The organism is Micromonospora ureilytica, from assembly GCF_015751765.1.
Taxonomy (GTDB): Bacteria; Actinomycetota; Actinomycetes; order Mycobacteriales; family Micromonosporaceae; genus Micromonospora; species Micromonospora ureilytica.
This window is the reverse complement of sequence record NZ_JADOTX010000001.1, coordinates 1448806-1467557: the sequence shown is the minus strand read 5'-3', so window position 1 is coordinate 1467557 and position 18752 is coordinate 1448806. Positions and strand designations below refer to the sequence as shown.

The window sequence follows — 18752 nt, the reverse complement described above, 5'->3', positions numbered from 1 at the left end:
ATTGCGACCCGACGGCGGTATCGACGCAGGGGCCTACGTTCGGGGCGACGACACCACCGACTAAGAGCTCCTAACGAGATGATGTTGCGCGTGTCCTCGGGACGTGAGGATCGTTCTGTCTGAACGTGAGGAGGGGTGAGCAGCCGCCGTGGATCGTCTCGGACGAACTGTGGGCCGCGATCGGACCTTTGCTGCCACCCCGACCACCTCGTCGGCGCCGCTACCCCGGTCGCAAGCCGCTGGATGATCGCAAGGTGTTGTGCGGGATCCTGTTCGTGCTCTACACCGCGGTCCCATGGGAGTACCTGCCCCAAGAGTTGGGCTTCGGGTCGGGGATGACCTGCTGGCGCAGGTTGCGGGACTGGAACGATGCCGGCGTGTGGCAACGTCTGCACGAGGTGCTGCTGGGCAGACGCCGGGCCGCCGGGCAGTTGGACATGTCTAGGGCGGTGATCGACGGCTCCCACGTCCGGACGCTCAACGGCGGCTCAAGACCGGTCCGAGCCCCGGTCGACCGCCGCAAGCCAGGCTCGGAACACCACGTCATCACCGACGCGGGCGGCATTCCCCTCGCCACGGCGCTGACCGGCGGCAACCGCCACGGCATCCCGGTCGCCCGGCGCACCGTCGAACGCCTGATGCGGCAGCTCGGCTTGCGCGGGTTGTGCGGGGCAAGACCCGACGCACCACCGTCGCCGACGATCACGCCATGCGGCCGGCGGACCTGGTGCAACGCCGGTTCGTCACCGACCGGCCAAGCCGGTTGCGGGTCGCCGACTTCACCTACGTTCCTACCAAGACACCCCTGTATGACCGGGCATCGATGATCAGTAGATGCTGCGGGCGGCAAGGCAGATCCGACTCGGACAGCGGGCACCGCGCGGACGGGTAGTTTGAGACCGACCGGAAGGCGGGCTCAGTCGGCGGGCGAGCATAACTAACGGGTGGTGCATGACTGGCCCTCAGCCCAACGATGTACTCCATCGTGCGCAAGCGCGGCCACTCGCCGCGCCTCGCTCTGGGCAGCACGAGCCCGGGCCGCCCGGCCCCGCACCCGGCGCTCGGAGAAGCGAGGGCCTTGAACCCAAGAGAACCTCATGTCGAGCCTCGTTCAAGGCTTGTCATTGCTTGTCAAAACCCCTTGTTACCGAACGTAGCCATTCCGACCTTGTCATCAACCGTCAGGAATAGGCATTGAGCTGCACAGACACGATGAAGCGATGATCGCTACTTGTCACTGGTTGTCAATCACAGGCGGGGTTTCTCGGGGGTAACGGGGGGCCGACAGGGCGTTTGCGTTGGTGATGACGTCGCGTCTCAAGCCTGGCTCGCGGCGGTGACCGGCTCTCCCGGCGACAGACCGCACAAACAACAGCCCCTATGCCCTCCGGTGCAGCCATCCCTCCTACAGCTTGGAGCCTGATATAAAGTTTCCTCGCGGCGACAGATGGAGGCAGCACTCAATGGCCGAGAAGCCGGTTTCACACGGATTGGGTTTCGGTAACGGCAGCATCCTCGAGTACCCGGATGGCAGCGTCGAGTACCGGCCGACGGGGAAGCTGCTATCCGCCTTCAGAGTCATGATGCGCGACATCTCTGGATTCTCGGTTCGCAAGGTAACCCGGGACGACAAGAAGCGACTCAAGGCATCGTCGATGCAGCAGGTTCTGACTGTCCAAGGTTCCGGCACGACCCTCGCTGAAGTCCCAGTGAACTACGGAACGGCCGAGAAGATTGAGCAGTGGTTCCGCGGCCATCCAGACTTCGGCAAGTCGTCTCAGGCGGCAGTAGCATCGCCTCAACCGGGAATTTCGGTCGCCGACGAGCTCGCCAAGTTGGCGCAGCTCCGGGACGCTGGCGTCCTGACGCCAGAGGAGTTTCTCGCCCAGAAAAAGAAGCTGTTGGGCTGACCCACACGACCAAGCATTAAGCGAACGGGCACGGCCAACGACCCCTCACCGGTGGTGAGGGGTCGCTGGTGACCCCAGCCGGACCGGACCGGCGGGCCGCCGTCCACACGCGATCGCGGTGTCCAGAGCCCACGCGTCGATATCCGGGCAGACCCGCCAGATCGTCGACCGCGATGGCCCGCCCACCGGCAACACCAGCCCGCAGGACAGATCGGTCAACACTGCGGGCGGCGACGCCCAGGTCGAGACCCAGCCCAGCGCGATGTCCCGATCGCCGGTCTGCAATGAGCTCGACACCTCGTCCATCGCGGAGCAGCTCGAATGCGACCAATGAGCCGGGTACTTCCGGACGATCTCTGGCAGCCTGCGACTGACTGTCAGTCGACGCTGCAACAGCGAAAGGTCGGACCGCCCGCGTTGGGTGTCCCAGACCAGCAGTTCGCCGTTTATATCCAGGGCTGATACCTCGTCGTGTCATGACCTGCAAGATTCTGTCGTGGACATGTCTACGGCAGGGCCAAATCAGGACCCATCAGGTATGGGACGGGGATCCGCCCCGCACTGTCAGCGTCAGCACTGGGCGTCCCGGCTGCGGGCCATTTGGAGTGGCTGCCCCACCGTGCGGGACCGCTTGTTATCCGCAGCAGATCAGGATACGTCGTGGACAGCCGAGCAAACTTTCCTGCGAGTCTAAACGGTTACCTAATCGCGCTCGCCCAATTGACGGGACGCAAAATGTTCTTGAAAGAGAGGGTGAATGAACCTGTAGCCACCAGCGCATCGCCTCAAGATGTTGCGCTCTACGCAACTCTCGAGAGATTCTCGGATTTGAAATTGAATATCGCCGCGCAATGCAAGCAGCATTCGGAGAAGGTAATGCTGCACAACTGGATAGCCACCAAGCATTGCTGCCATGACGAACATTGTCGTGCCAAAGGCCGCACCGGCCCACAGTCCACCGAACTTGAAGAAAACCCAGAAGCCGTACAGGAACACCAATGCAGAGTATGGAAAAATACGCTTTATGGTTCGAGTGACACCTTCATTGAACCTGGGTCGGCGCTGAAGAAGACCCGGTGTCCTGCCAACTCCTACCGAGAACAAGACGAGCAGGGAAGCCGCCCAAACCGCTCCTTCTGGTCCATGTAGATCGAGTAGGAAGTACATTGGTGTCTGAGCGAGTAATATAAAACCAAAGAGTGGTGCCCGTTGCCGGGCCGTTCGCCAGGACCAAGTCGTGGACTCGGTCAGTAGAATTGTCCAATGGAGGCCCCGCCGCGGCGCGCCATTAAGAATACTTTGATAAGAGCTTCTCACAACTCGATCGTGCCTCGACAGCAAGCCCGCCAGGACCATCAAGAGTCCAACCAATCCGGCACCCAGTAGAGACATCGATGTGATGAAGCCTCGATCATCAGCGGTTGCCTTGGCAGGAGCAGTGATTGTTACGATCGCTATCGACAGGGCGATTGGCGTGAACCCAACCATGAACCAGTAGGCCGCCATGACTGCGCTCCAGAGTCTGGGGGCGGAAAGAATCGAAGGCTGAATCCTGTCGATATGAAACTCAACCTGGGCGCTGTCCTTCATCCAGCGGGCAATGGTGGAAAGTTGCGCGAAGGTCGCGTTATGATGGCGCTCATCATTTGGGCCAGTCCGGCCTATTCCCTCTGACCCTTCCTGGTTCGCATGCGTGAATCTTACCTGCGGCAACATCCGGTCTAGATACTCATCGAAGATGGCGGCGCGGGCGCAGGCTGCCTTGCCATCCAGGCTGAAAGCGCCTTTGATGGCTGTGAGACCAACCTGCGAAGCGATGCTTAGCATCAATGGCGTAGTCAGTAGCGCCTCGTTCTTCCATATAGGAACTAGTTGCGCAATATCCTGGCGCTTCATCTTCAGAGACTTCAAATAATTGCGTACCTGACGCTCGTCCGGGGGGAGGATCTCCACCTCCTCGATAACCGCTAGTCGGACCTCGCATTCGTTGATCTCCTCTGTCCGACCAGTCAAGGCCAGACGCTTTGGTCCGGCTATTACATACTCATTTATAGATCGGATCAGCCTAGATCGACAGTGACCGGGAGCCGAATCAATTCCATCCAAAAGAGGCAGAATGACGTCTTCGTCTATCCATGCCTTGGCAACGACGAGCGGAACAAGATACGACCTTGACACTTCACTCGCTAGCCAAGTTCGGAATGGCGGTTGTTTTTCGGGCCATGATGCGAGGTGGAGCACCACTGGAATAGGCTGACGGGGATCGGACTCGAACCTAGCTAGCAGATCTCTTGCGAGTTCAAGTAACGCCACGGTCTTGCCTGCGCCAGCTTCGCCGTATATCAAAAGCACACGCGCATTGGCGAATATATCAACGATTGACGAAGAGGAAGGCGAGGTGTCAGACGAAACGCTAAGGTTGAGTTCCATCCGCGGAGACTTCTCGTAAATCACATCAAGGCCTTGGTCCATGAGACGATACTTGACCTGCTTGGCGAACTCCAACCGCTGCCGACCCGGCTCCGCTACGGCTCTGGCCTCAGACACTCTCGCGATCCACACCGCCGACACGGTTAGCGTAGTCGCCAATAGTGCCAAGACTGGCCACAATACCTGCGGACTATTGAAGGGTGCGGGGATGTGCTCGCTTACGGCGTTGCAGGCCAGGCCGGCGAGCATCGTTAGCACGACATCAATTGTTACTAGCTTAGCCCGACCCTGCATTGTCGTCCTTTTTGCGGCCTAGAAACAATGGTTTGCTTCTTGTACGTCTATCAGATGCAGGTGGGATGGAATGAGCCGAGTCGAATATCCGACACGTAGAACGAACTCTACCTGTGACAGCGCTCGGTGCATTGTCATCGGTATGAACGGACGGTGAGTCGGCAAACGTCCCCCGTTTGACTCAACGAGCCATCAAAATCGACGATTTCGGGGGGCTACTGACCTGTTGCGGATGAGCCTGAGACGATCATGCTTGGCGAGGCGTGGCCGCCCTGCTTGCCCTCGCCGCGCAGCATGTTCTGCGAGAGGTACTCACCGCTCAACCGGCACGACGGCGGGAACAGCCCGCATTCGATCGCCCCGATGTACACCATGTGGCTCTGACAGTAGGAATACCGGGTCTTGATCCAGCCCTGCTCGCGCTTGGCCTCGTCGCTGTGTTCCTCGCACTGCTCGCGCGTCGCGTAGTCGTACACGTCGTCCGGCAGCGACCCGCGCGGGAAACGCCCGGAGTCCACCACTTAGCTCTCGGGACCGGCCGCCGCGGCTCGCGGCCGCGCCCTGGTCGACTCCGAGGGCCCATCGGCGGTCGCCGGCTTGACGCCGAGGTTATCGAGGTTCAGGTTCTTGCGGAACTCCTCGCTCACCCGCTCGGGATGGTCGATGAGATCCGGGTCGGAGATGACGTACGGAACGAGCTTGCGGGTCGTCTGGTCCGGGTTCGGCTCGGCGCGGGCCGGAGAACCCGGGATCAGGCCCACGAGCATCGACATCAGGATTGTGACAGGCAGGAACCATCGTCGCATCAGCGCAACTCCCCCGTTGGATAGCTGGTGGCAGGAGTAGTTCAGCCAACGACACCTGTCGAAGCGAGGGTGAGTAGGTAAGCGAACACACGCGGTCGGCGGGAGATCGCTACCCTCGTAGTCGACCGAGCGGGGAGGGGTCAGCATGGCGGCGCTGGTCGAGCACACCGAGCTGCACGTCGATGTCGACTATCGACTGTTCGCGATGATCGACGACAGCAACGACCGGCGCAACGTGCCGCCCCCGCCGCACGAGCTCGATCAATGGGTCAGCTCGACGCCGGGCTACGTGGTGGTCGAGAACATCGACGACGCCGTGGTGCTGGGTAGCGACACCCGACTGGAGACCTGGGACGGGCCGGCCGACTTCCATCCGGCCGGCTGGGACCGCAGCGACGTCCTCGAGGTGGTCTTCGAGTCGGGCATCCTCGGGTTCTCCAGCGGCACGGCCGGCGGCATCGCCGACGCCTACCGCCTTCCGCCGGGCCGCCGATGGAACGTACGGCTGGCCTGGCGCACCGAGGCACCACCCGCTCCGGACGAGCTGCCGACCGCGTCGGTCCTCATCCAGTTCAGCCCGGCCTGAGCCGCCGGGCCCACACTTCGCGGTCGGGCCTGTCCTCGTGAGTGCGGCAATACCCACGGGGGACGCTGACTCTCGGCGCTGCTCAGCGCTCAAAGCGGACAGGCACCCATCGGCTGCGGGCCTGGGCGACCGTGGTCGCGGCGTGTCTCGGGCGTAGAGGTCGGGCCGTCGAAGGACCAGTGACACAGCCCACACCGTTGGTGAGCGCACGGCCAATCGCGTCCGAGGTGTCCAGGTTTCCCAGGGTCCAGCCGCCGCCGTAAAAAAGTACGCGAGCACGGGGAAAGGGCCTGATCCGAACGGTCGGTAGATTCGGATCGGAAGCGGGCCGCCGGGGCCGGGGATCTCGCGGTCGAGGACGCTCGCCACCGGTTCCGGCGTGCCGGCGTCGGCGCGGATGTCGGCCAGGTCGGCGATCCGCGCCTCCTGCGGGCTCATCTCGTGGAGCGGTGGGACCCGGTCGGCGCGGCGTTGTCGCCGCAGCGCCTCCACCTGCGGGTCCATTGGCGTCACGCACTCCCGGGATCGGAACATTTGGCTGGCCGATTTGCATTTCACTGGGAGTGGGCTCGGATGCTACACGGGTGCCCCGCTCCCCGAAGGCCCCCTTTTTATCGCGATGTTTCCTAATCGATCGATCGCGCGTCCAGAACTTGACCACCGTGTGTCCACAGTTGACTCCCGCAGACGGCCGCTGCTACGGTCGATTCAGATTGGTCTATGTGATCTAGTGCGGTCGAATGTGGGTGCGCCGCTCGACGCTGCTGCGATCGAGTGCGAGGCAACGAAGCCCGTCGCATCCATGCAGGTCATCACATTACGGGGAATATATGCATACCGTTTCGCTCTTAGCCGACGGGCCGGTCCCGCCGGACGGCCCGTGGGTGGACGACGTCCTCCTGGCCGGCCCCGACGACGAGCGCTGCCCGACCCTCGACCAGCCGATCACCCGGGAAACCCTGCGCAGCCTGGTGACGGAAAGCCAGACCCACCTGCACGGCGCCGGGCTTCGCGCCGGCGGGACGGTGGCACTCTGCCTGCCACCTTCGCTGGCGAGTATCACCACGATGCTGGCGGCCGGGGTGTTCCGCGGCGGCCTCCGGGATGCGTTCCGGGAGCGCTACCCGGCAACGCTTTTCGGCAACATGTACGGGATGACGGAGGCGGGGTGATCGCCACCGATCTGTCCGGCCAGCATGCCCCCGCCGTTCAGCCGGCGCCCGGCCTGCTCACCATGAACGGCCGGCTGGACTCGCAGGTTTCCATCGGTGGCCTGAAGGTCGACCTGACGGCCGAGGAGATCCAGGCGGACCTCGGCGAGCGTCTGGCCGCTTACAAGCGGCCCCGTCCGCTGTATGTTCTGGGCGATTTTCCCCGCACCGCCACCGGCAAGATCGTCCAGGATCCAGCCGCATTGCGCAGCGTGGCACGGGAGGCCGCTGTCCGCTGACGGCTTGGGCAGCGCACGCTCCGAGGTAGCCGAAAGTTCACCGAAAATGGCACGCCGAATCACGCCGTCGCGCCATGCCGACCGAAGGGAATTCGTATGTCTGTCGACGTATTCGCGTTTCTTGTCGACGCGCTCAAGAGCATGAACTATGACACCTCCTCGGTGACTCGGGAAACGGCGTTGGGCGCCAACGGTCTGGAATTGGAGTCCCTGGCGGTCGCCGAGGTCTCCATTCAGGTGGAGGACGCCTACGGCGTGCGGTTCGACGAGGACGAGGCCGAGCGGCTGGCCATGATGACCGTGGGTGACCTGGCGGATGAGATCACCGCGCGCATGGAGCAGAAATGACCGTTGCCGTGTCTCTGGACCGGCAGGGCGTCATCGAGATCCTCGCCGAATATCACCAGCGCACGGCCGACGAGGAGGACGCCGACGCCATCGCCTCGCTCGAGTTGGCCTGGCTGATCCATCAGGTCGAGCAGCGGTACGGGGTCGAGCTCGATCCGCCCGACGACACGTTGCTCCAAATGTCCACTGTGGACAAAGTTGCCCATCTGCTCCGACAGTCGCTGGACGGATGATCGAGATGGCCTCAGGGAAGGCGGAAGCGGTCGCGCCGCCCCGGTGCCGTCCGGTATCGATCACCGGTCTGGACGTCATGACCGCCTGCGGACTAGGCGCCCCCGGCGTGCTGCTCGCGAGGCGTCCGGCCGTGCTGACGAACGCCCCCACGACATCTCCCAGGGAGCCGAGACATGGACGTTAAGAGAATGCGGGCCGAGCTCGCCGCGGATCCGGCGCTGGGCACCGGAAACCTGCTGACCACGCTGATCACGCGTGGTGAAGGGCTGGACGACCCGGCGCTGACCTTCGACACCCCGGTGGACGACCACCCGCCCTGGCAGCCGATGTCGCTGAACGAGTTGGAGCATCGGGTCACCGCCCGAGCCGCCGAGCTGCACCGGCTTGGCATCAGGCCGCGGGATCCGGTGGCGGTCTACGTCCGCGCCGCGGCCGACCAGGCGCTGTGTTTCCTCGCGCTGGCCCGGATCGGCGCCGTTCCGGCCCTGATCAACGGCAACCTCGGCAGTGGTCTCGCCGCCGAGTACATCCGAAAGCGGCTGGCCTCGCCCGTGGTCATCACCGACGCGGCGCACCGGCAAGCACTGCGCGACGAAGGGCTCGCCAGCCAGTCGATGGTCGATGTCGCGACGCTCGGCGCCGGCGACCCGCGGCTGGCGCCACCGCCGTTCCAGCACCACCCCGACGATCCGGTCGTCATCACCCACTCGTCCGGGACCACCGGTCTGCCCAAGGCTGTGGCCCACTCGCACCACAGCCTCTTCGCGGCCGTACGGCACCGCCTGACCCTGCCGAAGGCGGCGGCGCTGGACCGGATGCTGGTGATCCTGCCGCCCGGGCACGCGGCCATGGTGATCGCGCTCAGCGTGGCGCTGTGCAATCACGTGGAGCTGGCGTTGTGCTCCCGGCAGAACGGCGCGTACGTCCTCGACGTGATCGAAAAGTGGCGCCCGATCAGCGTGCTCGGCTTCTCGGCGACGTGGTCGGATCTGGCCGGCGTTGACCTCGCCACCCGGGACCTCAGCTCGGTGCAGGCCTGGTGGAACACCGGGGACTGCGCGCACGAGCCGCACATCCGTCACCTCGTCGGCGCCGGCCGGCGGTACGTGATGACGAGCGAGGGCGTGACCCAGAAGGCCGGTTCGGTCTTCATCGACGGGCTCGGCTCCTCGGAGATGGGTCATTCGCAGTTCTTCATCACGCACACCCCGGACACCGATCGGTACCGGCGTTGCATTGGCCGGCCGCACGTCTACACGGACGCCGTGGTGTACGACGACGAAGCCCGCGAGCTACCGGCCGGGCAGGTCGGTCAGCTCGGCATCAAGGCGCCCACCCTCTCGCTCGGCTACTGGAACGACTCGGAGCTGACCTACCGGACCCGCCGCAACGGCTACTTCCTCACCGGGGACCTGGTCTTCCGGAACGAGGCGGGCTACTTCTTCCACGTCGACCGGCTTGTCGACGCGGTCGACATCGGCGACGGGAACTGGGTGTACACCGCCCTCGCCGAGGAGCGCGTCCTGGCCGCCTGCCCGGAGGTGCTCGAGTGCACGGTGGTGGCCGTCGGTGAGCCCGGCGAGGTCCGTACGGTGATTCTGCTGACGCTGCATGACGGCGGCGAGCCGGAGCCGGACCTGGTGGCGAAGGTGGCCGCGGCGCTCGAACCCCCGGTGGCGGCGACCGTGGCAGGCGTACTGACGGCCGGCGACGGTGTGCTGCCGTTCGGTGCCACCGGCAAGGTGCGCAAGGCGTTGCTGCGCGACCGGCTTCTGAGCGGGGAACTGCTCGGCACAGCCGCGGCGGTGGTGCGGTGATGAGTGCCCGTCCCGTCATCACCGGCATCGGTTTGTTCACCCCGGTCGGGCGTGCCGTCGATACGGTGTGGGATGCCGTCTGCGCCGGCAAGTCCGGTATCCGGCAGGTGCCCGCCGACCATCGGCTCGCCCCGGCCATCGAATACGCCGGCTTCGCGCCGGCGGTCGACGCGTCCGAGGTGCTACCCCCCGCCGAGGGTCGGCTCGTCGACCGGTTCGTGCTGATGGCTCTCGCCGCCGCCGCGGACGCGATGGCCGACGCCGGGCTGACCGTCGGCACCGACGTGGATCCCGACCGGGTGGCCGTGGTCGTCAGCAGCGGTGCAGGCGGCCTGGACATCTTCGAGGAGCAGAGCCACGCGTACGCCGCCCGCGGCCGTACCGCGGTGAGCCCGTACATGCTGCCGGGCTTCCTGGGGAACATGGCGGCGGCCCGCATCGCCATCCAGTACGGAGCGCACGGCTTCAGCTCCGCCATGTCGACGGCGTGCTCGGCCGGCGCCCACGCGATAGTGGAGGCGTTCCGCCTGATCGCACACGGGGACGCCGACATGGTGATCTGCGGAGCGTCCGAGGCGCCACTGAACCCGACCGGCTCGCTGAGCTTCCGGCACGGCGGCGCGCTGGCGACGCGGTGGTCGGATCCCACCGCCGCGAGCCGTCCCTTCGACGTGCGCCGCAACGGTTTCGTGCTCGCCGAGGGCGCGGGCATCCTGGTGGTCGAGCGAGCCAGCGACGTGGACGCCCGGGGCGCGGCCGGATACGCCGACCTGCTGGGCTGGGGTGTCACGACCGACGCGTACCGGCCGACGACGCCCCTTCCGGACGGCGCCTGCGCGGCCAAGGCGATGGCGGCGGCCCTGCGTCGCGCCGACCTCCCACCCGGCGAGGTCGACTACGTGAACGCGCACGGAACCAGCACCAAGCTGGGTGACGTGGCCGAGGTCAAGGCACTGCGCACGGTCTTCGGCACGGTATCGCCGGCGGTCAGCAGCACCAAGTCGGTGACCGGTCACCTGCTCGGCGGATCAGGTGCGGTGGAGGCCGCGATCACGGCGCTGGCCGTGTCCCGGGGCGTGCTGCCGCCGACGTACAACCTGGACGAGGTCGACCCCGAGTGCGAGGCGGACCACGTACGGAAGCAGCCGCGCACCGGCCGGGTGCGCAACGCGATATCGAACTCCTTCGCCTTCGGCGGCCACAACGTGAGCCTGCTCATGGGTGAGGCCAGCACGCGCCGTCATCGCACCGCGGTGACCGACGGCTGACCCGCGCCGAGCCCGACATCCGGAAGGAGCCGTCACGATGGCCAGGAGACTACTGACCGCCTCGTCCGTCCGGACGGGCCTCAACATCGCGTCTTGGATAGCGCCGGCGCTCGCCGGCCACGGCGCGTACGTCACCTTCTGCAAGACCTGGAAGCGGGCGAACCTGCGGGTCACCGAACAGGAGGTGCACGCGTCGGCCATCCGGGACGTCGTGGTGGTCAGGGGGAAACGGGTCGTCACGTACCGCTGGGGTGACGGCGTGAAGCCGGTGCTGCTGCTGCACGGGTGGCGCTCGCGGGCGTCACGGTTCGCTTCCTTCGTTCCCCAGCTGCTCGCCCACGGGTACAGCCCGCTGAGTTTCGACGCCCCCGGCCACGGCCACTCGGGCGGCGAGGCCACCACCGTGGCGGAGTACGGCCGCGTCATCGACGAGGTGCAGCGGCGCTTCGGAACCTTCGAGGCGATCGTCGCCCATTCGTACGGCGTGCAGTGCGCTCTGCTCGCCGTACACAACGGCGTGCGGACCCGGAGACTCGTGGCCATCAGCGGTGTCGCGGACCTCGGGTTCCTGGTCGACGAGTTCCACCGGCGGCTGGGGGTGAACGAACGGGTCGTGCGCCGCCTGCACCGGCGCGTCCAGCAGGAGGTCTTCTCGGCCGGGCAGGGCGGCGGGCAGCGGTCGCCCGGCGCGCGAGCCGAGGCCGCCGTCCCGATGCTCGTGATCCACGACGGCTCCGACACCACGGTCGGCATGGATCACGCGAACCGGCTCATCGCCGACTACGCCGGCCCAGCCCGGCTGCTCGTCACCGACCGGCTGGGCCACCAGCGCATTCTCATCGCCCGTGAGGTGGTGCAGGCGGTGGTCGAGTTCGTGGACGAGACGCCGAGACCGGCGTCGCTGGCTCTGGCTCCCGAAGCCGACGACTGATCGTCTCCGGAAAGGACATCGTGCACTTCTCGGATCCCCTGACCAGCACCGTCGCCGACGAACTGGCGCGGTGCGGTGTCACCGACGTGGTCGCCTCGCCCGGCTTGCACTCCGGAGTGCTCGCGCACGCCGTCCACCAGTGCCCGGGCATGCGGCTGCACGTACGCATCGACGAACGGTCCGCGGCCTTCCTCGCGCTGGGGCTCGCCCGGGCGAGCGGACGCCCCGCCGCCGTGGTGTGCACGTCGGGGACGGCGGCAGCCAACCTGCATCCCGCCGTGCTGGAGGCCCGGCACAGCCGCGTGCCGCTGGTCGTCATCACCACCGATCGGCTGCCCGCGCTGCGCGGCACAGGAGCCAACCAGGCGACCGACCAGGCACGGCTGTACGGGAGGGCGACGCCCCACTACACCGAACTGAACACCGAGCCACCCACCACGGCCACGGTGCGGTACTGGCGATCCGCGGTGTCCCGGGCCCTCGGCAGCTGCGCCCACGGGCCGGTGCATCTCAACCTCGGCCTCCACGAGCCGTACGACGCACCGGCCCCACTGCCGGACGAGGCGGCCCTCCTGGCGTCGGCGCGCCCACCGGGGGAACCCTGGACCCGGGTCCGGCATGCTCCGGAGGCGCCGCGCACGCTGGACGTGCCCGCCCACGGGGTGATCGTCGTCGGCGACGGCGCGAGCGATCCGCACGCCGCTGTCACCTTCGCCGAGCAGGCCGGATGGCCGTTGCTCGCCGAGCCGCAGAGCGGTGCGCGCTACGGTGCCAACGCCATCCGGACGTACGGCGACCTGCTCAGTCATCGGGAGTTCCGGAAGGGGGCCGAGCCGGAGATGGTGATCACCATGGGGCGGCCCGGCGTCCACCTCGCGGTTCTCGACTACCTCGGTCAGGCCCGCGACCATCTCGTCGTCGATCCGTCCGCTGACTGGGCCGACCCCACCCGCGGCGCCACCGAGGTGCTGTCCCGGCTCGGTACGCCGAGGCTGCGTGACCAGGATCCGGATTGGCTGCGCCGGTGGCAGGACGCCGACAAGGCCGCCAGTGGCGCGCTCGACGTGATGCTGGACCGTACCGATCTCAGCGAGCCGCGCATCGCCCGCGACCTGGTGGCGGCGATCCCGGACGGGTCGCTGCTCTTCGCCGGCTCCAGCATGCCGATTCGCGATCTGGAACAGACCATGCGACCGCGTCAGAACGTCCGGATCCTCGCCAACCGGGGACTCAACGGCATCGACGGAGCGGTGTCCAGTGCGATCGGTGCCGCGCTGGCGCACCAGGCGCAGGGCGGCGGCCGAGCCTACGCGCTGCTCGGCGACCTGTCGCTGCTGCACGACCAGAACGGACTCATCACCGGCCTCGGCTCACCGCGGCCGGACCTCACCATCGTCGTGGTCAACAACAACGGCGGCGGCATCTTCTCGCTGCTCCCGGTGCGGCGGCCGATCGACGACTTCGAGATGCTCTTCGGTACGCCGCACGGCGTCTCCTTCGAACAGGTGGCGGCGGCGTCTGGCTGGCCGTACACGCGGGCCGCCGGCACGGCCGAGCTGCTCGCGGTGCTCGACCAGCCCGGTCCCCGGCTGATCGAGGTGGTCACCGATCGCCGGGACAACGCCTCGCTGCACCGGCGCCTCACGGTGGCCGTCATGTCCGCCGTCGGAGCGGCCCTGTGAGCGGAGCTTCCACTCACTCCACGTCTGCCCGCTGGGGGAAATGATGTCGACTTTCCACGCTCAACCGGACCACACAGTGGCGGCGGCCCCGCCACGGGTACGACCGAGTGACGCCGCGCTGGTACAGAGCCTGCTCTCCGGAGCGTGGCTGGGCCAGGCCTGCTACACGGTCGCGAAGCTCGGCATCGCCGACCTGCTGGCGGACGGTCCGGAGACCGCGCCGAACCTGGCCGCGCGGTGCGGCGCCGATCCGGACGCGCTGCTGCGCCTGCTGCGGGCACTGGCTTCCGTCGGACTCTTCACCCAGCGGGAACGCGAGACGTTCGAGCTCACCGGCGCTGGCTCGCTGTTACGGAGCGACGTGCCCGAATCCGCCCGGGCCAGCGCCATCATGCTGGGCGAGGAGGTGTTCCGCTCCTTCGCCGAGCTGCCGCACGCGGTCCGGACCGGCACCCCGGCCTTCGACCAGGCGTACGGGCAGCCCATGTACACCTACCTCGCCACTCACCCCGAGGTCGCGCGTACGTTCCACGCCGCCCTTGGCAGCCATCGGACGGTACCCGCCGCCCTGTCGCGGTGTGACGTCGGCGAGGTCGGCACCATGGTCGATGTCGGTGGCGGCGACGGCGCGCTGCTCGCCGCCCTCCTCACCGGCCGGCCGGAGACCCGCGGCGTCCTGCTCGAACTGCCGGAGGCGATCCGGCAGGCGAGCACCCGCTTCGCCGAGGCCGGTGTCGCGGACCGGGTGACACTGGTGGAAGGCAGCTTCTTCGACCGGGTGCCCGGCGATGGCGATCTCTACCTGCTGGCGCGCTGCCTGCACAACTGGAGCGACGACAAGGCCCTCGCCATCCTGCGGACCGTACGCGAGGCGATGCGACCCGGAGCGCGCCTGGTGGTGCTGGAGAAGGTGGTCCCGGACGGCCCCGGACCGAGCCAGGCCAAGATTTTCGATTTGCTCATGCTGGCCATGGTGGAGGGGCGCAACCGGACCGACGGTGAGTACCGGGAGCTGATCGGCCGCAGCGGCTTCGATGTGGTGGCCGTACACCCGGCGTCCCGGCACGATCCGCGGGCCGAGAGCGCGATCGAGGCCGTCGCGGTGTGAGACCCGCAGCAGTCGATGATCAGGCGATCGGTGTCCGCTCGACGAAACGATGGGATGACTCATGCCGGAGATCAACGCTGTGCCCGATGCCGAACGAGCGGCATTGTCCGGCGCGATCCGCAGTGGTGCTGTTCGCGCGGCAGCGGTGATCCGGGCCGCGAAGTCTTCGGACGCCATGGTTCCCGGGCTGAGCTGGACCGTCGGCGAGACCGCGGCGCACCTGGTGAACGAGTTCGTCGACTACACCGCGTACGCGCAGGGACGGAACAACCCCGCCGCGGGCGACCACCCGTCGCGGCGCAACACCGACGCGAACGCCGCGCAGTTGCGTACCGATCCCGATCGTGACCTCGCCTCGCTGGCCGATCGGCTGCTGCCGGCGGTGACGGGATTCCTGGCCGTGGAGCCGCCGGCGCAACCGCTGATCGTCAGCAACGGCCTCGCGTTGAGCTGGTCGACGATGAGCTCGGCGCTGCTCGGCGAACTGGTCGTGCACGGGCTGGACATCGCGCGGGCGAGCGGACAGCCGTGGCGCATCGACCGGTCGGACGCGTTGCTGGTGCTCGACGGTGTACTGACGATGATGCCGCGATACCTGAACCGGAAACGCGCCGCGAACGTCCGCGCGAGCATCGAGATCAGGTTGCGTGGCGGCCCGCGCTATCTGGTGGAGATCGACCACGGGACCGCGGTGACCGGCAGGTCGACCGCACAGGCCAGGCCGGACTGCTGGATCTCCGCCGACCCCGCCGCGTTCCTCAAGGTCGGCTTCGGTCGCACCGGCCAGTGGGGCCAGATCGCCCGCGGCAGAGTGCTGGCCGGCGGTCGCAAGCCCTGGCTCGCCACCACCTTCGGCACTGTGGTCACCAGACCATGAGCGCTCGCACCGGTAACCATCACCACGATTGATCGATCAACGGGAGGCATACTGTGTGTGGAGTTGTCGGATGGGTCGACTTCGCCCGTGACCTGCGCCGCGAGGGCGCGGTGCTGCGGGCGATGACGGCGACGATGAGTCTGCGCGGGCCGGACGCCGAGGGCGTGTGGCTCGACGAGCATGCCGGCCTCGGGCACCGGCGGCTCGCCGTCATCGACCTGTCGACCGGGGCGCAGCCGATGACCGTCGAGCACGACGGCGCCGCCATCGCCGTGATCACCTACAGCGGCGAGGTCTACAACTATCGCGAGTTGCGCACCCAGTTGCGCGGGCTGGGCCACGAGTTCCGCACCGAGAGCGACACCGAGGTGGTCCTGCACGCCTACCTGGAGTGGGGCGAAAACTTCGCCGAGCACCTCAACGGCATGTACGCCTTCGGCCTCTGGGACCCGCGCGAGCAGGCGTTGCTGCTGGTCCGTGACCGCATGGGCATCAAGCCGCTCTATTACCGGCCGATGCCGGACGGCGTGGTCTTCGCCTCCGAGCCCAAAGGCGTGCTCGCCCACCCGCAGGTGCCGGCCGTCGTCGACACCGACGGGCTGCGCGAGCTGCTCGCCTTCACCAAGACGCCCGGACACGCCATCTACCGGGACCTGCGCGAAGTGCGCCCCGGCGAGATCGTCCGGGTGGACCGGTCCGGGCTGCGCGCCCGCCGCTACTGGTCCCTCACCCCCCGGGAGCACACCGACGATCGGGACACCACCGTACGGACCGTGCGCGAGCTGCTCGACGACATCGTTCAGCGGCAGCTCATCGCCGACGTGCCGCTCGGCGTGCTGCTCTCCGGTGGCCTCGACTCGTCGGCGATCACCGCACTGGCCGCCCGCGCCCTCGCGGCGCAGGGTGCCGGGCCGGTGCGCTCGTTCGCTGTCGACTTCGCCGGGCAGACCGAGCACTTCCAGCAGACCGGGATGCATCTGACGCCCGACGCGCCGTTCGTGCACGAGGTCGCGCAGCACGTCGGCTCCGACCACACCGACATCGTGCTGGACTCGCCCGCCCTCATGGACCCTCTCTACCGCACCGGCGTGCTCACCGCGGCCGACGTACCCCCCGCGCTCGGCGACATGTACACCTCGCTCTACCTGCTCTTCCGCGCCGTCCGGGAGCGGTCGACAGTGGCGTTGTCCGGCGAGTCCGCGGACGAGGTCTTCGGCGGTTACGCCTGGTTCCACGATCCGGCCGTGATCCGTGCGGACACGTTCCCCTGGGTGGCCGCGGTCCGTGCCGCCGCGGGTGACTCCCGGCCGCCGAGCCTGTTCGCGCCCGATCTGAAGCTCGACCTGCCGGGCTACCAGGACGCGGCGTACCGGCAGGCGCTGACCGAGGTCGACCACCTGCCCGGCGAGTCGCCGGAGGAGTACCGGATGCGCGAGATGTTCTACCTCAACCTCACCCGGTTCGTGCAGGTGCTTCTCGACCGCAAGGACCGGATGAGCATGGCCCACGGCCTCGAGGTGCGGGTGCCGTTCTGCGACCACCGGCTCGTCGAGTACGTCTACAACGTCCCGTGGAGCCTCAAGTCCTTCGACGGGCGGGAGAAGAGCCTGCTCCGCGCCGCCACCGCCGACGTGCTGCCCGCCTCGGTGGTGGCCCGGCGCAAGAGCCCCTACCCGAGCACTCAGGACCCGGCCTACGAGCGCATGCTGGCCGACCGGGCCAGGGCCGTGCTGACCGACCCCGGCGCGCCGGTGCGGGCACTGCTCGACGACAACCGCGCCCGCGCACTCGCCGGTGCCAAGCTCGAGGGCGGCGCCCTGGCGGTGGCCCGGCGCGGCGTGGAGATGCTGCTGGGGCTCAACGAGTGGTTGAGTCGCTATCCCGTACGCCTGGAGCTGAACTGACCGGCGCTCCACCACCCCGGAGTCCGACCCGACCGGCCTACTCCCAATCTGCTCCCAATGTAAGCCGGACATGCAGCAAGGCCCGTTACCGACTATTCCGGAAACGGGCTTCTGAGCTGCACTCACTGAGGGTAGGCGATGCTGGTATCGAACCAGGGACCTCTTCGGTGTGAAACAGGACGCTGCACCGACTCTGACCTGCGGCAACGTGAAACCGCAGGTAGGGGCGGGTGCGGTTGAGCGCCGTTCGATGCCGTTGGACGCAGTTCACGGCCGTTCAGGGCAGCCCGCTGCTCCCAACCTGCTCCCCCCAACCGGGCTCACACCGGGCCGTCGGCGGCCGACCAAATTACGCGGCCCAACTTTCGCTGCACCACTCGCAGGAGCTTGATCGTCTCTTCATCAGAGATGCCAGTGGTGATTGACCAGTCGCAGCCCGAACCGATTACGTCGCTCGAGAAGACGATCTCAAGGGCCAGCAACGCCTTTCGCCACTGCGACCTCGTCAGCGGCCCCCCGGAATCCAGCGCCTCTCGCAGTCTGCGCCCCTCGCCCCGCCACAGGTCCTCCTTGCTGTCGAACCCCATGGCCCGGGCGAAATCCTCCGTTGGGCTCGCGGGTCCGCCCCACTCACCCAGCCCTCGGCTCAACAGGAACCGCTCGTCTGCAGTGAGATCGACCGCTACAACGTCAGAAGCGCCCATGGCGTAATTTTGAACGACTGCCGCACAAGGGGTTCACCCGGCCTTGCGGCATGTGCGGACGCTGTCGGTGCGGTCAGTGGTCTTCGGCGTAGTGGGAATGCACGGCGGGTTGTCCGGTGTCCACCAGCGCGAGTTGAAGCATGACATCAGATCGATCTACACCGCCGTCAACGCCACCGCCGCCAGGGCCGTGTCCGACGACTTCGCTGACAAATGGGGCGACCGCTACCCAGCGGCTGACTAGAACGTGCGAGCGCACGGGCACCCGCGCCCGTCACATCGCTGGACCATGAAGACCGACCAAGCGATGATCCGGCGTCAACCAATCGCCGACGACTGAACTATGCCTTGACCCTGATCTGGTAGCTCTCGCAGGCGGAGGCCATGCGGGGAAGAGCTCGAC

18 protein-coding genes and 2 pseudogenes are annotated in these 18752 nt (G+C 67.1%); 16 read left to right on the top strand and 4 right to left on the bottom strand.

The genetic code is table 11. The features are described from left to right. Positions 1 to 125 precede the first annotated feature (125 nt). The 4 genes and pseudogenes from IW248_RS06420 to IW248_RS06410 form a co-directional block, all read left to right on the top strand. Positions 126 to 584, top strand: a pseudogene (locus IW248_RS06420) (IS5 family transposase); the annotation flags it as partial. 9 nt (positions 585 to 593) lie between these two features. Then, positions 594 to 796: pseudogene (locus IW248_RS33860) on the top strand (IS3 family transposase); the annotation flags it as partial. A 667-nt stretch (positions 797 to 1463) separates the two neighbouring features. Continuing rightward, on the top strand, positions 1464 to 1910 hold the full coding sequence (locus IW248_RS06415; protein ID WP_196926111.1) for an SHOCT domain-containing protein: 447 nt from the start codon (positions 1464 to 1466) through the stop codon (positions 1908 to 1910). A 118-nt stretch (positions 1911 to 2028) separates the two neighbouring features. After that, the gene (locus tag IW248_RS06410) at positions 2029 to 2244 is read left to right on the top strand and encodes a hypothetical protein (RefSeq protein WP_196926110.1); all 216 of its coding nucleotides are present in this window, start codon (positions 2029 to 2031) and stop codon (positions 2242 to 2244) included. 368 nt (positions 2245 to 2612) lie between these two features. Here the strand turns inward: IW248_RS06410 and IW248_RS06405 are convergent, their stop codons facing one another. The 3 genes from IW248_RS06405 to IW248_RS06395 all read right to left on the bottom strand — a co-directional run bounded on the left by IW248_RS06405 (position 2613) and on the right by IW248_RS06395 (position 5440). After that, positions 2613 to 4457 (bottom strand): NACHT domain-containing protein, encoded by a 1845-nt coding sequence (locus IW248_RS06405; protein WP_196926109.1) that lies wholly within the window; start codon positions 4455 to 4457, stop codon positions 2613 to 2615. Between the two features lie 392 nt (positions 4458 to 4849). Then, complete coding sequence (locus IW248_RS06400; protein WP_196926108.1) at positions 4850 to 5152, bottom strand: hypothetical protein; 303 nt, start codon at positions 5150 to 5152, stop codon at positions 4850 to 4852. 3 nt (positions 5153 to 5155) lie between these two features. Continuing rightward, on the bottom strand, positions 5156 to 5440 hold the full coding sequence (locus tag IW248_RS06395) for a hypothetical protein (RefSeq protein ID WP_196926107.1): 285 nt from the start codon (positions 5438 to 5440) through the stop codon (positions 5156 to 5158). Between the two features lie 145 nt (positions 5441 to 5585). On the opposite strand from IW248_RS06395, the gene IW248_RS06390 reads away from it, so the two are divergent. The 12 genes from IW248_RS06390 to asnB all read left to right on the top strand — a co-directional run bounded on the left by IW248_RS06390 (position 5586) and on the right by asnB (position 17645). Then, entirely contained in the window at positions 5586 to 6026 is a 441-nt protein-coding gene (locus tag IW248_RS06390; protein WP_196926106.1) for a hypothetical protein, read from the top strand. Positions 6027 to 6910: 884 nt separating this feature from the next. After that, positions 6911 to 7198, top strand: coding sequence for a hypothetical protein (locus tag IW248_RS33855; RefSeq protein WP_372431928.1), 288 nt, complete (start codon positions 6911 to 6913; stop codon positions 7196 to 7198). Beyond that, the gene (locus tag IW248_RS32910; RefSeq protein ID WP_372431926.1) at positions 7195 to 7476 is read left to right on the top strand and encodes a hypothetical protein; all 282 of its coding nucleotides are present in this window, start codon (positions 7195 to 7197) and stop codon (positions 7474 to 7476) included. The genes IW248_RS33855 and IW248_RS32910 overlap by 4 nt, the downstream gene beginning before the upstream one ends. A 96-nt stretch (positions 7477 to 7572) precedes the next feature. Further along, positions 7573 to 7824, top strand: a complete 252-nt coding sequence (locus IW248_RS06380) for an acyl carrier protein (RefSeq protein WP_196926105.1) — start codon at positions 7573 to 7575, stop codon at positions 7822 to 7824. After that, positions 7821 to 8057, top strand: coding sequence for an acyl carrier protein (locus tag IW248_RS06375; protein WP_196926104.1), 237 nt, complete (start codon positions 7821 to 7823; stop codon positions 8055 to 8057). The genes IW248_RS06380 and IW248_RS06375 overlap by 4 nt, the downstream gene beginning before the upstream one ends. Before the next feature lie 174 nt (positions 8058 to 8231). Next, positions 8232 to 9875, top strand: a complete 1644-nt coding sequence (locus tag IW248_RS06370; protein WP_196926103.1) for a class I adenylate-forming enzyme family protein — start codon at positions 8232 to 8234, stop codon at positions 9873 to 9875. Beyond that, positions 9875 to 11143 carry a beta-ketoacyl-[acyl-carrier-protein] synthase family protein gene (locus IW248_RS06365; RefSeq protein WP_196926102.1) on the top strand — a complete coding sequence of 423 codons (1269 nt, stop codon included), beginning with the start codon at positions 9875 to 9877 and terminating at the stop codon, positions 11141 to 11143. Before IW248_RS06370 ends, IW248_RS06365 begins: the two co-directional genes overlap by 1 nt. 37 nt (positions 11144 to 11180) lie before the next feature. Continuing rightward, positions 11181 to 12074, top strand: coding sequence for an alpha/beta hydrolase (locus tag IW248_RS06360; protein WP_196926101.1), 894 nt, complete (start codon positions 11181 to 11183; stop codon positions 12072 to 12074). Between the two features lie 20 nt (positions 12075 to 12094). Beyond that, a complete protein-coding gene (gene menD, locus IW248_RS06355; protein ID WP_307787790.1) occupies positions 12095 to 13756 on the top strand; it encodes a 2-succinyl-5-enolpyruvyl-6-hydroxy-3-cyclohexene-1-carboxylic-acid synthase in 1662 nt (553 codons plus the stop codon). 43 nt (positions 13757 to 13799) lie between these two features. Further along, the gene (locus tag IW248_RS06350) at positions 13800 to 14864 is read left to right on the top strand and encodes a methyltransferase (protein ID WP_196926100.1); all 1065 of its coding nucleotides are present in this window, start codon (positions 13800 to 13802) and stop codon (positions 14862 to 14864) included. 61 nt (positions 14865 to 14925) lie between these two features. Beyond that, entirely contained in the window at positions 14926 to 15741 is an 816-nt protein-coding gene (locus tag IW248_RS06345) for a maleylpyruvate isomerase N-terminal domain-containing protein (RefSeq protein ID WP_196926099.1), read from the top strand. 53 nt (positions 15742 to 15794) lie between these two features. Next, on the top strand, positions 15795 to 17645 hold the full coding sequence (gene asnB / locus IW248_RS06340; protein WP_196926098.1) for an asparagine synthase (glutamine-hydrolyzing): 1851 nt from the start codon (positions 15795 to 15797) through the stop codon (positions 17643 to 17645). Between the two features lie 320 nt (positions 17646 to 17965). On the opposite strand, the gene IW248_RS06335 is transcribed toward asnB, so the two are convergent. After that, positions 17966 to 18349, bottom strand: coding sequence for a hypothetical protein (locus IW248_RS06335; RefSeq protein ID WP_196926097.1), 384 nt, complete (start codon positions 18347 to 18349; stop codon positions 17966 to 17968). Positions 18350 to 18752 lie beyond the last annotated feature (403 nt).

Bases quoted from the DNA above. Each gene is read 5' to 3' on its own strand.
- IW248_RS06415 (WP_196926111.1), top strand. From the start codon at position 1,464: ATGGCCGAGAAGCCGGTTTCACACGGATTGGGTTTCGGTAACGGCAGC.
- IW248_RS06395 (WP_196926107.1), bottom strand. From the start codon at position 5,440: ATGCGACGATGGTTCCTGCCTGTCACAATCCTGATGTCGATGCTCGTG.
- IW248_RS06390 (WP_196926106.1), top strand. From the start codon at position 5,586: ATGGCGGCGCTGGTCGAGCACACCGAGCTGCACGTCGATGTCGACTAT.
- IW248_RS06380 (WP_196926105.1), top strand. From the start codon at position 7,573: ATGTCTGTCGACGTATTCGCGTTTCTTGTCGACGCGCTCAAGAGCATG.
- IW248_RS06375 (WP_196926104.1), top strand. From the start codon at position 7,821: ATGACCGTTGCCGTGTCTCTGGACCGGCAGGGCGTCATCGAGATCCTC.
- IW248_RS06370 (WP_196926103.1), top strand. From the start codon at position 8,232: ATGGACGTTAAGAGAATGCGGGCCGAGCTCGCCGCGGATCCGGCGCTG.
- IW248_RS06365 (WP_196926102.1), top strand. From the start codon at position 9,875: ATGAGTGCCCGTCCCGTCATCACCGGCATCGGTTTGTTCACCCCGGTC.
- IW248_RS06360 (WP_196926101.1), top strand. From the start codon at position 11,181: ATGGCCAGGAGACTACTGACCGCCTCGTCCGTCCGGACGGGCCTCAAC.
- IW248_RS06350 (WP_196926100.1), top strand. From the start codon at position 13,800: ATGTCGACTTTCCACGCTCAACCGGACCACACAGTGGCGGCGGCCCCG.
- IW248_RS06345 (WP_196926099.1), top strand. From the start codon at position 14,926: ATGCCGGAGATCAACGCTGTGCCCGATGCCGAACGAGCGGCATTGTCC.
- IW248_RS06335 (WP_196926097.1), bottom strand. From the start codon at position 18,349: ATGGGCGCTTCTGACGTTGTAGCGGTCGATCTCACTGCAGACGAGCGG.